The sequence below is a fragment of the Exiguobacterium acetylicum genome, assembly GCF_019890935.1.
GTDB lineage: Bacteria > Bacillota > Bacilli > Exiguobacteriales > Exiguobacteriaceae > Exiguobacterium_A > Exiguobacterium_A abrahamii.
In genome coordinates this window covers 2,405,816-2,418,554 of sequence record NZ_CP082333.1, presented here as the reverse complement: position 1 = coordinate 2,418,554, position 12,739 = coordinate 2,405,816, and the positions used below count along the sequence as shown (strand labels likewise).

General features: G+C 47.4%; 11 protein-coding genes. 8 read left to right on the top strand and 3 right to left on the bottom strand.

Annotation, left to right across the window (positions count from 1 at the left end; genetic code table 11):
• The first annotated feature begins 115 nt into the window (after positions 1 to 115).
• Positions 116 to 1,093: a hypothetical protein gene (locus tag K7G97_RS12575; protein ID WP_149427738.1), complete on the top strand. Its 978-nt coding sequence runs from the start codon at positions 116 to 118 to the stop codon at positions 1,091 to 1,093.
• A 59-nt stretch (positions 1,094 to 1,152) separates the two neighbouring features.
• Here the strand turns inward: K7G97_RS12575 and K7G97_RS12570 are convergent, their stop codons facing one another.
• Positions 1,153 to 2,424: a BaiN/RdsA family NAD(P)/FAD-dependent oxidoreductase gene (locus K7G97_RS12570; protein WP_050678607.1), complete on the bottom strand. Its 1,272-nt coding sequence runs from the start codon at positions 2,422 to 2,424 to the stop codon at positions 1,153 to 1,155.
• 192 nt (positions 2,425 to 2,616) lie between these two features.
• Between K7G97_RS12570 and K7G97_RS12565 the strand changes: the two genes are divergently transcribed.
• Together K7G97_RS12565 and K7G97_RS12560 are read left to right on the top strand one after the other, a co-directional pair.
• Positions 2,617 to 4,281, top strand: a complete 1,665-nt coding sequence (locus K7G97_RS12565; RefSeq protein ID WP_223040707.1) for a putative polysaccharide biosynthesis protein — start codon at positions 2,617 to 2,619, stop codon at positions 4,279 to 4,281.
• Positions 4,268 to 4,987 carry a pseudouridine synthase gene (locus tag K7G97_RS12560; protein WP_064299482.1) on the top strand — a complete coding sequence of 240 codons (720 nt, stop codon included), beginning with the start codon at positions 4,268 to 4,270 and terminating at the stop codon, positions 4,985 to 4,987. The genes K7G97_RS12565 and K7G97_RS12560 overlap by 14 nt, the downstream gene beginning before the upstream one ends.
• Before the next feature lie 274 nt (positions 4,988 to 5,261).
• Here K7G97_RS12560 and K7G97_RS12555 read toward each other — a convergent pair whose 3' ends face one another.
• Together K7G97_RS12555 and K7G97_RS12550 are read right to left on the bottom strand one after the other, a co-directional pair.
• A complete protein-coding gene (locus tag K7G97_RS12555; RefSeq protein WP_223040706.1) occupies positions 5,262 to 5,894 on the bottom strand; it encodes an SDR family oxidoreductase in 633 nt (210 codons plus the stop codon).
• Between the two features lie 108 nt (positions 5,895 to 6,002).
• Positions 6,003 to 6,221 (bottom strand): DeoR family transcriptional regulator, encoded by a 219-nt coding sequence (locus K7G97_RS12550; protein WP_023469095.1) that lies wholly within the window; start codon positions 6,219 to 6,221, stop codon positions 6,003 to 6,005.
• Between the two features lie 321 nt (positions 6,222 to 6,542).
• Between K7G97_RS12550 and pepV the strand changes: the two genes are divergently transcribed.
• Genes pepV through pulA form a run of 5 tightly spaced genes read left to right on the top strand, consistent with a single transcriptional unit; the run spans position 6,543 to position 12,728 of the window.
• A complete protein-coding gene (pepV, locus tag K7G97_RS12545; RefSeq protein WP_223040705.1) occupies positions 6,543 to 7,940 on the top strand; it encodes a dipeptidase PepV in 1,398 nt (465 codons plus the stop codon).
• Between the two features lie 59 nt (positions 7,941 to 7,999).
• Entirely contained in the window at positions 8,000 to 9,148 is a 1,149-nt protein-coding gene (locus K7G97_RS12540; RefSeq protein WP_223040704.1) for an MFS transporter, read from the top strand.
• An 8-nt stretch (positions 9,149 to 9,156) separates the two neighbouring features.
• Positions 9,157 to 9,675 (top strand): RNA 2',3'-cyclic phosphodiesterase, encoded by a 519-nt coding sequence (gene thpR, locus K7G97_RS12535; protein WP_223040703.1) that lies wholly within the window; start codon positions 9,157 to 9,159, stop codon positions 9,673 to 9,675.
• Position 9,676: 1 nt separating this feature from the next.
• A complete protein-coding gene (locus tag K7G97_RS12530) occupies positions 9,677 to 10,552 on the top strand; it encodes a hypothetical protein (RefSeq protein WP_231925647.1) in 876 nt (291 codons plus the stop codon).
• 34 nt (positions 10,553 to 10,586) lie between these two features.
• Complete coding sequence (pulA, locus tag K7G97_RS12525; RefSeq protein WP_223040702.1) at positions 10,587 to 12,728, top strand: type I pullulanase; 2,142 nt, start codon at positions 10,587 to 10,589, stop codon at positions 12,726 to 12,728.
• Positions 12,729 to 12,739: the final 11 nt, after the last annotated feature.

The window sequence follows — 12,739 nt, the reverse complement described above, 5'->3', positions numbered from 1 at the left end:
TTCGCTTGTCGCGCATGGAAGGGGTTTCTTCATTTCGGTCGCAAGTCCGCTTTTTTTTTCAACGACCTTCTGCTACACTGAATCAGAAACCGAGAAAGAAAGGCGAGTACCATCAATGAAACGATCTTATATAGTCTATACAACGATTTTTGCTGTCGTTTCGGGGTTGATCCTTTGCGTACTGCTCGTCTTCTCGAAGCCGGAGACGTTGTCACGTATTCAGGAAACGTTCGCGAAAATCGAGACGCAATCAAAGCATCAGGCAGCCGTTAAACAGGTGCCACCGAAAACGCCTTCAGCTATTCCGAACCCGGAAGAGCCGTTAATCAAAAATGTCCAACACATGTTATATGATGATTCCATTGGTTCGTACCTCGTCGTCACAGACGATTATCGTTTCTTTGAAATCAGTGGAACCGGGGAACGCATCAACGCATCTTTCCAGTTAGAAGAAGGAAAGTTGTTGCTCGCTGGTCTTGACGGTATGACGCTGGTTGACGGGGAGACCGTCGCGTTATTGACGTCGAATCAGATTCTGGTCACGATTACGCGAAAAGACGGTGTCTGGAGCGAAGAAAAACGTGAAAAAGTACAAGGAACGACGATACGGGATAGTTTCCATGGTCTTGGATATGATGCGAAGAAAAAAGAATTCTATACGATTAATCATATTCGAGCACTGGGACGAGTCGAGGTGACTTATTTCGCGATGAAAGAGGATAAGATCAAGATTGATCCTGACGCCTCGGAAAAGAAAAAACGTGCATTGAAGAAAAAACAGAAACCGCCTTATCTGTCAGTCATCAAACGTGAGAAGATTGAAGCGGCGAGTGGGATGCGAAGTGATGCGAAGAAATCGTTCGAGTCCGAGTTCCGTCCGATTGGTCTTGCTGAACGACAAGGTCGGATCTACACACTCGATTCAGAAGCGCTCTATCTCTATTCGATCGATCGAAAGGACAAAACGATCACGGGCGAGACAGCCAGTCCGAAAGTATATGGTTCGAAAGGGATTTTCGTGCAAGATAATGAGTTGTTCGCGTTAGTCGTCACGGATAAATTCTCAAGCCGATCGTTTACACCGATTGATTAAATCCTGACATAATAAGACCCGATTCCTCTGTTGAGCAGAAGAATCGGGTCTTGTTCATATTAAAAGACAGTATCACGTGCCATCTCTGCGGCGTGACTACCGGCGCAATGACCCGTCACGAATGCAGCTGTGATGTTGTAACCACCTGTATAGCCATGGATATCAAGAATCTCCCCGGCAAAGAATAACCGCTCCGCTTTTTTCGACATCATCGTCTTTGGATCAATCTCTTTGATTGAGACGCCACCACCCGTGACGAAAGCTTTATCAAAGTCGAGCGTTCCCGTTGCTTTAAGTGGGAATCGCTTTAATTTTTGCAAGAAGTCCGTCCAGTCCTGTTTCTTGACTTGTGTGCAGACTTCATCGCCAAAGCCGATTTGAGCAAATAGAAGTTCAAGCAGACGTTCCGGCACGAAGCCGCGGAGGGCATTGCGTACCGTTTTCTTGGGATTGGCTGCAAGCGCGGCTTGGAAGCGTTCTGTTAACGCACCGAGTGATTCGTCCGGGAAGAGATCGATTGATAAATGGACGATCGTCTCCTTTGAACGTTTACGCTCCTTGATCGTGTACTGGCTACAGCGTAAAGCAATCGGACCGCTTAAACCGAAGTGGGTAAAGAGTAAGTCACCCGTGTGTGTTTTGATTGCTTTATCTTTTTTGCCGTGGACCGTTAAGGCGACGTCACGTAGCGACAGCCCTTGTAATGTTTTTTCATGAATGAACGTATCACCTAACAAAATCGGAACTTCAGTTGGGAAGAGCTCCGTGATCGTATGACCCGCTTTTTCAGCCCATGGATAGCCGTCACCTGTCGAACCGGTATGTGGAACGGATTGTCCGCCGACTGCAACGATGCAACTTTTTGCTTCAAGACGCATGCCGTTCTCTAAGATGACTGCAGCAAAAGAACCGTCTGGATGGAAGTCGAGCGTAGCGACCTGTGCGTCTGTTTGAATCTCGGCACCATGCGCGCGGATTTGATCAATCAATACACGGACGACATCTGCTGCTTTATCCGAGACAGGAAACATCCGTCCATTGTCCTCTTCTTTGAGGGCGACACCAAACCCTTCGAAGAGTTCGATGATTGATTCATTATTGAATTGAGAAAAGGCACTATAAAGGAAACGTCCGTTTCCTGGAATCGACTGGACGAGTTCGTCGAGTGGTTTTCGGTTCGTGACGTTACAACGTCCGCCGCCAGAGATCGCAAGCTTCCGACCTAATTTATTTCCTTTATCGAGCAGGAGTGTTCGAGCTCCAGCCTGTAAAGAGGCGAGCGTTGCCATCAAGCCGCTCGGTCCGCCTCCGATTACGATTACATCGTACATAAGGTCACCTCATTCATAGAATTCTGCTTGTTTCACTTTAGCAGAAGTTGCGACTGTAAACAAACCGTCTCTTTCAATTCAAGATAGACAGCGGTATAATGATTTGCAATTGTGTACGAGAGAACTTGTATAATGAGACAGTCACGATCAGAGTGTCGAGTTTAAAAATTAGAAAGCGTGAGGGATGTTACCATGTCCACAGTCAGTAATAAGCAGTCTACTTCTTCCGGCAATTCAGGATTCGTTCGTGGAACGATGCTCCTGTCCGGTGCGTCACTGATTTCCCGCGCACTGGGTTTGATTTATCTCTTTCCATTTCAGTTCATGGTCGGCGCGACAGGCATCATGTTCTATACCTATGCCTACAACTATTATGCGATCATGATCGGACTCGCGACAGCGGGGATTCCTGTCGCTGTCTCGAAATTCGTCGCCAAATACAATGCATTAGGAGAGTATGATACGAGTGAACGATTATATCGGTCTGGTCTGAAAATCATGTCCTTGACCGGGATTGTTTCCTTCCTCGCTTTATTCTTTCTCGCACCGTATTTAGCACACCGTGCCATTCCGGGTGGTGACGTTGATTCAGCAGCCTACGTTGATGCCGTCACGATGACGATTCGTGGCGTGAGTTTCGCTTTACTCTTAATTCCACCGATGAGTATGACCCGAGGTTACTTCCAAGGGTATCAATCGATGGGACCAACAGCGATTTCGCAAATCTTGGAACAAATCGTCCGGATCATCTTCCTGCTTGCAGGAGTCAGCATCGCGATCTATATCTTTGATTCAGGTGCAGCATTTGCCGCAACGATTGCAACGTTCAGTGCATTCATTGGTGCAATCGGTAGTGTCGCGGTTCTGATCTATTATTTCCGCAAACGTGCCAGCGGCTTGCAGGAACTACGTGCTACTCAAACCGTCCGTTCGCCGGATCGCCCGTTAACGGATTTGTATAAGGAATTATTGACGTATGCGATTCCAATCGTCATGGTCGGTCTTTCGACACCGCTTTACCAAGTCATCGACCAGAATACGATGAACGCCGCATTACAAAGTATCGGTTACACGCTCGAAGCGGCCGGAAACGCGACTGCCTATCTGATTGCGGATAGTCATAAGATCGTCTTGATTCCGGTGTCGGTCGCAACAGGATTGTCGTTATCTGCGACTCCACTGTTGACCGCATCCTTTACACAAGGGGATATGCGGAAAGTACGGGCTCAAATCTCACAGATTTATCAACTCGTCTTCTTCGTGACGATTCCGGCAGTCGTCGGGATGATTCTCCTCAGTGAAGAAACGTTCCATGTGCTCTTCCCGAAAGATCAAGCGGCCTGGGTCTATCTGTTAAGTTATGCGCCGAGTGCGTTGTTCCTTGCCTTGTATTCTGTTACGGCAGCCGTCCTTCAAGGGATTAACCGTCAGTACTTCACGATCATCGCAACACTTGCTGGACTACTTGCTAAGTATCTCTTGAACGCGCCGTTGATTCATTTGACGGGTGATGGAACGGGTGCTGGTTATGCGACGATCATCGGTTATCTCGTTGCGACGGGATTGATGTTCTTCCGGATCACACAAACGGTGAAGTTCCCATTCAGTACCGTCTTGCGCCGGACATCATTGATTCTAATCATCAGTGCATTGATGGGAGCAGGTGTTGCACTCGTGAAGTGGGGAATGGTGTCCTTCTTACCAGAGACGACATGGGCATCTCTGTTGATCCTGATCATTGGTGCGGCAGTTGGAATCGTGATTTTCGCTGGACTCTCGATTTGGAGTGGATTAGCAGAAGTCGTATTAGGACGTAAAATTTCATTGAAACGAGGACGAGGTCATGCGTCTAGATAAACTATTATCCAACATGGGGGCAGGCTCCCGAAAAGAAGTAAAACTTTTGCTCAAGGCAGGGGCAATTCAAGTCGATGGTGAGATCGTACGTGATCCGAAACAACATGTCGATGTCGAGACGCAACAGGTTCTGATGTACGGCGAACCGGTCACATATCAAAAATACATCTACTTGATGATGAATAAACCACCTGGTGTTATTAGTGCGACGGAGGATAAACGAGATGAGACCGTCATTGATCTGTTGTTTGAAGACGTGACGTATTTCAAACCGTTTCCGGTCGGACGACTTGATAAGGATACTGAAGGCTTATTGTTACTGACAAACGATGGAGCGTTCAATCATGCCTTGATGTCTCCGAAGAAACACGTCGAAAAAACGTATTACGCGGAAGTGACAGGTGTATTGACGCAAGAAGACGTCGAGGCAATTGCGGCAGGCGTCACCTTAGAAGACGGTTATCAGGCAAAGCCAGGAAAACTCGTTATCTTATCGACGACAGAAACAGATTCAACGCTTGAATTGACGATCACGGAAGGGAAGTTCCATCAAGTCAAACGGATGATGCTTGCCCTCGGTAAAGAGGTCACATTCTTGAAACGGCGTTCGATTGGTCGCTTGGAGCTTGATCCGGCACTTGCACTCGGAGACTACCGGGAACTGACACCGGATGAATTATCCTTGTTTGATTGGCAACCTGAATAAGCAAGACGAAAGAGGTTGACTCAAAAAAGAATGACGCGTTTTTTCATACCCTTTCCTCAGGCGAGACACAAGCCAGTTTTTCCTGCCTTATTCAGGCAGGAAAGCGGGTCTTGTTTGTCTCTGACAGCGCATAAATGCGCTTTTTCCTGTAGGAGTGGCGTGAAACGCGTCATTCTTTTTGTTATGAGATAAGGGTGGCAGATCATTATTCTGCCACCCTTATCCTTGTGGAAACTGACTTTTGAGTCAGCCCCTTTTTTATTGTGGAATTCAATTATTGGTTACGTAGTGCTTCTGCGATCGGATAAGGACCGCTGAGTACTTCGAATACACGAGACTGTGTCGGGTGATCAATCAAGTGAACGAACAGTGCTGCCACATCGTCACGAGACACCTTACGATCTTCGTACGAATCAAAATGCTCTTTCGTTTCAACAGTACCTGCTGGGTCATCGTAGCTGAGTGGACCAGGACGGACGATCGTATAGTCGATTCCGCTTTCTTTTAGGTGAGCGTCTGCTGCTGCTTTCGATTCGAGATATACTTTTAGTTCGCCTTTCGGTTCTTCCGTACCGACTGAACTGAGCATCAGAAAACGATCGATTCCGTTGGCTTTTGCTGCATCGATGACTTTGATCGCACCTTCCTGATCGACGGCACGTGTCAATTCGTCCGATGCGCCACCTGCACCCGCTGCAAAGATGACGACGTCCGCGTTACTGACGACGCCACTGACATCCTTCGTCAAATCCCCAAGTCTGACTTCAGATGCACCGAGTGCAATCAAATCGTTGATTTGATTTTCTTCCCGTACGACAGCGATCGCTTGATGATCTCCTTGTTTAGCGATCAATTCGACCATTTTGCGTCCCGTTGTTCCGTTTGCTCCAATGATTAAAATATTCATTCTTATCATCTCCTTCTCCCAATAGCTATACCCCACGTTTTAAAAAAGATAACAAAAAAAGACGCGAAGAATCGCGTCATCGAAAGATATACATAGTGAAACAGTGGATCAACCCGCTTGCTTTTGTTTCTTACTCGACGTCCATGTACCGCGTCGAGGGCTCACAATGAGATTGTTGTATTCGAGCACGTTCAAATCCCGCTGGACGGTCCTTGAAGTGATGCCAAACTCTTCAACCAACTCTGCTGTCGTAGTAGCTCCGTTCTCTTGGATGTAGAGATAGATCGATTTAATCCGGGTCAACATACGGTCTGTAGAATCTTTCATTGGTATAACCACTCCCCCAATGGATAGAATAGTGTTCTAAAGCTTCGGGTGACAAAAGACAATGCAATATCCAGTTGTTTCGCCTTTAGTATAACGTTTTGATATTAAAATGCAAGTAATTTAACCGAACGTTTTCATAAAAAACATATTCAAATAGTTTGTAAAGTCGATGATTAGGGTTTTATTTCAGATTAATGTTCGTCATTTCAATAAATAAAAAAGAAAACAGAATTTGGATGTTCGTATCTGAACGAATATTCGCTATACTAGGAAGGTGTATAGGAAACGAATCCAAAACCCGTAATGAAGGAGCGAAATCAGATGGTGAATTGGAAAGAGGAAGTACTCGCACGTCGCGAGGACTTATTAGAAGATTTAAAAGAACTATTACGGATTCCGAGTGTACTCGACGAATCCACGATCGAAGAGGGCGCGCCGTTTGGTCATGAAGTCAAACGTGCCCTCGATTGGATGCTCGCGACAGGGGAACGCGATGGGTTCACGTCAAAAAATGTCGATGGGTATGCAGGACATTTGGAGTATGGTCAAGGGGAAGAGTTACTCGGTATTCTTTGTCACTTAGACGTCGTACCAGCTGGTGGCGATCACTGGACATACGGTCCATTCAACCCGACGCTTGTAGATGGAAAACTGTATGCGCGTGGAGCAATTGATGATAAAGGACCGACGATGGCAGCTTATTACGCTTTGAAAATCGTCAAAGAACTTGGCTTACCACTCTCGAAGCGCATCCGTCTGATTGCAGGAGGGGATGAGGAGAGTGAATGGCGTTGTGTCAATCATTACTTCAAACATGAAGAGATGCCAACACTCGGTTTTGCACCAGATGCCGACTTCCCGATCATCAATGCGGAAAAAGGACTCTATGATGGGTTATTGATTCAAGGTAAACCAGCGCAAGCATCTGATACAGGCTACCATCTCGTTCGTTTTGAAGGTGGCGAACGTCCGAACATGGTTCCAGGTCATGCCCAAGCGCTTCTTCGTGTCGTCGAAGTAGGAACGCTTGAGACGGATTTCCATGGTTATCTTGAAGAACAAGGTTTGACGGGAACAGTCAAGCAAGAAACGGAAGGTCTCGTACTTGATGTCAATGGTGTCGCAGCCCATGCGATGGAGCCGGACAATGGTAAAAATGCCGCTTTACATTTGGCGCGTTTCCTCAATACGCTTCATTTGGATTATAACGGTCGTCGTTACATTCAACTCGTAACGCATATGTTCCGGGATTCTCGCGGTGTAGCGATCGGTGTCGCTGCTTCAGACGAGACAGGTGACTTAACGATCAATGGCGGTGTATTCCGTTACGCTGAAGAGCAAGGAACGGCATCGATCAATATCCGTTACCCGTATACAGCAGACTTTACGGAACGTCTGCAAATCATCAAGGAAGCCGCGGCAGGATATGGTTTTGAATTGCAGACGCGGACGCATATGACACCGCACCATGTCGATCCAAACCATGAATTGATCAAGACGCTAAGCGCCGTTTATGAGCGCCACACGAACCAATCAGCTGATCTGATAGCAATTGGTGGCGGCACATATGCGCGTTCGTTGACGGCGGGAGTTGCGTTTGGTCCAGTCTTCCCGGGTGGTCCTGAAGTTGCTCACCAAGTCGATGAATATGTTGATTTTGATGAACTATTGCTTGCTGTCGCAATCTATGCAGAAGCGATTTATGAGCTCGCAAAATAATGATTGATGATCCCCGCATCGTAAAGATGGGGGGATTGCTTCTTGAAAGGAAGTTCCGTGTGAAAAATCGTCAAACCTATCATTTCCAAGCTTTATATTTCTTTATTTTCTTTGGACAAGGAGCACTCATTCCGTATCTCGCACTCTATTTCTCAAACGACGCGTTCGGACTGTCGGCTTCAGAGATTGGAACGATCGTTGCGATTGGACCGATTCTCTCCATTTTCCTACAACCCGTCTGGGGAATCGCAGCGGATCGACTCGGGAAACCGAAACGACTCTTGCTCGTCGCGATGCTTGCTGCCGGTATTTTTACACTCAGCTACTTACTGACGTCTGCTTATCTACTTTTATTGTTGATTTCTTGTGTCTGGGCGTTGTTCCAGTGTGCGCATATTCCGCTCGTGGATACATTAGCGATCGAGTACACACGAAAGCGTAAAGTGGATTACGGAGCTTTACGTCTTTTCGGCTCAGCAGGGTTCGCTTTAGCTGTTTTTGTTCTTGGGCAAATCACTGAGGGTGGCGGACTAAATCTGATTTTTTACGCAACTGGCGCAGCATGGGTTCTCGGTTTCCTTGTGCTGATTGGTATTGAAGAGACGGGCAGCGTCCATGTTTCACATCAGCAACCCGTACCGTTAAAACAGCTCTTTTCGAATCGACGCTTCCTGTTATTCCTAGCAGGGGGAAGTTTGATTTTCGGACCCATCTTCGCCAATAATTATTACTTTGGCAGCTATGTCACGATTCGTGGCGAGACGACGGCACTCGTCGGAACATTATTCTTTGTCGCCGTTCTGTGCGAAATTCCGTTCATGCGCATCGCGACGCGTCTGTTATTACGATTCGGAGCGATTCCGGTTCTTGTATTCGTCTCCTTGTTGTCGGCTGCGCGGACGGCAATGATTGCTTTAGAACTTCCAATCGTCATGCTGTGGGTATTATCTGCGATGCAAGGAATGATCGTAGGTCTGTTGATCCCTGTCGCCTTAGATTATGTCCGATCGCTCGTTCCAGAGACGATGGTCGCAACAGCCGTCAGTACATATATGGCAACGACGACGGGACTCGCGACAGCGTTGTTTAATCTGATGAGTGGTTTTGTACTCGAGAAGAGTACAATCTATATCGTCTTTTGGGTATATACAAGTAGTAGTATCCTAGGCGCGATTCTGTATGGTATCAGTGGTCGTATGAAGGAGTGAACGCGACGATGAGACAAGAACGACACTTTTTCATTGCTTTGCCGATCCCTTCTAAAGATTTAGCGAATCTTGCTGAACGGTTATCGCTACCTGAGTACTTTCGTAACGTCTATACATTAGAAGAGTATCATCTAACACTTCGTTTTTTCGGTCCATTGGAGGAAAAAGAACAGCAGTCGTGGAAACAGCAGTTACAGCAGATCGCGCGTACGATGGAACCGTTCGTGCTACGATTCGATCGTTTGATCACGTTCGGTCGGGATGAACGACCACGTGTCGTAGGATTTGGAACGGAATCGGAAGAATTGTTTCAATTAGTGGAACAGATTGATCCGAATTCGACCAGACCATTCGTTCCGCATGTCACGATCGCGAAAAAGTGGCGCGCTGAGGCAGCCGAATGGGAGACGAGTCCGATCCGATTAGTAGAGTGGACTGTTCGTGAACTCGTTCTATTTGAAGTACGACCAGAGGTTTCACCGCGATATGAGCCGGTTTATCGGATTCATCTAGGTGAAGAGGAATGAGGTGATCCCCATCGCAATTTTGATGAAACTATATGACTTAGATAGTCGATTTGAAAAAAATCCGCTAGAGATGACGAAACGATTCGGTGAACACCAGGCACTTGATTATGCCCATGTCTACCGCAGATGGGAGGCAGGAGAGTTGTTTCCAGGGGAAACGCTCATCCGTCCGAAGAAGTGGTGGCAAGTGATGAAAAAAAGTGAAGTCATTCAACTTCCGGGTAAACAATTATCTCGAAGAGCGTTTGATAAATGGTACAAAAAACGTCTCGAGTTACAAAAGCTCTTGAACGTCACTGGCGGAGCAGGAGAGGAGGACATTTGGCGGATTCCATTAAAACGTCATTTAGACTTCTATCAGATGTTGCATCTACTAAATGAACAATATGCGATGTTTTATCGAGCGGTCATCCAATATCAAGTCGGAGAAGTCGAGTTGAGTCCATTTGTCGTCGGTCCGTCCGCGATTTATATCATGGAGTGGCTCGATGGCGACGAAAGTATCTATCATATCCGGCGAGATAAGTTATGGCGGGAGCAGCCGTTTAAGGCTTCTGCGAAACAAATTTTGAATCCGAACATCGGTTTAAAGCGGACAGAAGATATTTTACGGGTCGTACTCGGCCGAGATTACGTCTTGCCGATCGAACGAGTCATCCTCGCCCCTTCAGGTTATTTTGATCAAATTCCAAAAGAAACGACGACGACGTATGTCAATAAAGTCGATTTCCCGAACTGGGTGCAACGAATGAATGCGAATGCGACACATACAAAGGCATTTCAGATGCGGGTGTGTGAAAAAATCCTAAAAGAGACGGTATCGATTCCGTTTCACATGGCGATTCAAAGTGAGGGACAGTCTCGAATCCAAGAGTAAGGGAGGGAGCGACGGCATTGTCGTTGCGAAAGAGATGACAAATCAAGAAGTAGCGATACCAGTGATCCGGGCGGAGTTCTTATCGTTCCAAAGCATCCGGGTCGAGGTCGAAGGCAATCCGTCAATCCACTGGTCGCTTGAATGTGATGGACAATCACTTGCGATCCAGCAAGTCGAGACACACCGTGAGGAACAACTGGTGATTTATGAATTGACGGTTTTGGAACCGGTCGAGCTAGAATGCCGATATGAGGTATTTGGAGCAGGTCGGTCAATACGCGTTGTTCCCGACCGGTTAGTCCGGACGGAAGCATTCGAGCGCAAGTACCGTTACGAAGGGAAGCTTGGTGTCTGGGAAGAAGAGGGTGCATTTCATTTTGCTGTTTGGTCACCGGTCGCAGAACGGATCATGTGTGTCGTGTACGATCAAGATGAACGATTACTCAAAAAGCACGAAATGGAGCGACAAGAGCAAGGCGCCTATCATCTTCAACTGGAACAAGATATCGCAGAGTGCTGGTATCGGTATGAAGTGACGACATACCTTGGCACACAAGAGGTCGTCGATCCGTACGCTAGTGCGATATCGGAGAATGGTCGATACGGCGTCATCGTTGACGTCGAACGGACGATGACCAAGTGGTTCCCGAAGCGCGTCGCGCGTCCTCTGTTCGTCAAACCGTCAGACGCTGTCATCTACGAAGCGAATATCCGTGATTTCACGATCGATCACTCAGCTGGTTCAAGTCATCCGGGTCAATACGCAGGGATGACGGAACGAGGAACGCGCTCTCCTCGAGGTCATGCGACGGGACTTGATTATCTCCTGGATCTCGGGATCACCCATCTGCAATTGCTACCAGTCCACTTTTTTGAGACGACCGATGAACGAACGCGGTCTCCATATAACTGGGGATACGACCCAATGCTTTGGTTCGGACTAGCTGGGAGTTATGCGAGTTCGGTTGAACCACTCGTTCGCATCAGAGAATACGCGGAAATGGTAGAGCGACTCCATGAAGCAGGCATTCGTGTCACATTCGATGTCGTCATGAATCACGTCTTCATTCGAGAACGCTCCTCTCTCGAACAACTTGTCCCTGGTTATTATTTCCGCTACGAAGTAGACGGAACACTATCGAACGGAACAGGTGTCGGAAATGATACCGCATCCGAGCGATTCATGATGCGCCGCCTGATCGTTGACTGTTTGACGTACTTTGCTCGAGTCTACCGGATTGATGCCTTTCGATTTGATTTGATGGGGATTCATGACATTGAGACGATGAATGATGTTCGCGCGGCGCTCGATGCGATTGATCCAACGATTCTGGTGTATGGAGAAGGATGGGATCTTGCGACAGCGTTACCGGAACGATTAAAGGCGATGAGTGCCTCCGCTGCGCAAATGCCGCGGATCGCCCATTTTAATGATGTGTTCCGTGACGCGTTAAAAGGATCGACGTTCAGTGAGTTCGACCGAGGATTCGTTGCCGGAGATGGATGGAAGGAAGGGGAGGTCCGAAACGGGATTGCGGGAAGTATCCACATCGACAATCAAACGTACGGACGTTTTCCGGAACCTACCTATTCCATCAATTATGTCGAGGCGCATGACAATCATACGTTATACGATAAATTAAAATTATCTTGTCCAGAGGCGGATGAACAGCAATTATTGCGGATGAGTCGTCTAGCTCAGACGATTGCCTTGTTTGCGCAAGGGATTCCGTTTCTTCACGCAGGTCAAGAGTTCTTGCGTACGAAACAAGGTGTTGAAAACAGCTATAACGCACCAGACGAGATCAATCGAATGGACTGGGAGCGGCGGGATGATCATTTGTCCCTTGTCACATACATCAAGACGATTTTGCAGATTCGTAGGATGCATGGCGGATTCCGGTTGCACCGAGCAAATCAGATTCGCGAGTTGCTTCATTTCATCGACTTACGTCCGGGTGTCATTGCTTATGAACTTGGAGCGGTCCACTCGTATGATGCATGGCAACGCACGCTCATCGTTTACAATACGACGCGCGAAATCGTTGAAGTCTCACTTGATCATTCGCGCTGGAATGTGCATGTACAAGGGGATGAGGCTTCGGTCGACCCGCTTCTGAAAGGTGTCGACAGGATTCAGGTCCTTCCGTTGTCAACGACGATCGCAACGTGTTAAGATAAGCATTG

Excerpts from the sequence above, each read along its gene's own strand:
- K7G97_RS12575 (WP_149427738.1), top strand. The coding sequence starts at position 116 with ATGAAACGATCTTATATAGTCTATACAACGATTTTTGCTGTCGTTTCG.
- K7G97_RS12570 (WP_050678607.1), bottom strand. The coding sequence starts at position 2,424 with ATGTACGATGTAATCGTAATCGGAGGCGGACCGAGCGGCTTGATGGCA.
- K7G97_RS12565 (WP_223040707.1), top strand. The coding sequence starts at position 2,617 with ATGTCCACAGTCAGTAATAAGCAGTCTACTTCTTCCGGCAATTCAGGA.
- K7G97_RS12560 (WP_064299482.1), top strand. The coding sequence starts at position 4,268 with ATGCGTCTAGATAAACTATTATCCAACATGGGGGCAGGCTCCCGAAAA.
- K7G97_RS12555 (WP_223040706.1), bottom strand. The coding sequence starts at position 5,894 with ATGAATATTTTAATCATTGGAGCAAACGGAACAACGGGACGCAAAATG.
- K7G97_RS12550 (WP_023469095.1), bottom strand. The coding sequence starts at position 6,221 with ATGAAAGATTCTACAGACCGTATGTTGACCCGGATTAAATCGATCTAT.
- pepV (WP_223040705.1), top strand. The coding sequence starts at position 6,543 with ATGGTGAATTGGAAAGAGGAAGTACTCGCACGTCGCGAGGACTTATTA.
- thpR (WP_223040703.1), top strand. The coding sequence starts at position 9,157 with ATGAGACAAGAACGACACTTTTTCATTGCTTTGCCGATCCCTTCTAAA.
- pulA (WP_223040702.1), top strand. The coding sequence starts at position 10,587 with ATGACAAATCAAGAAGTAGCGATACCAGTGATCCGGGCGGAGTTCTTA.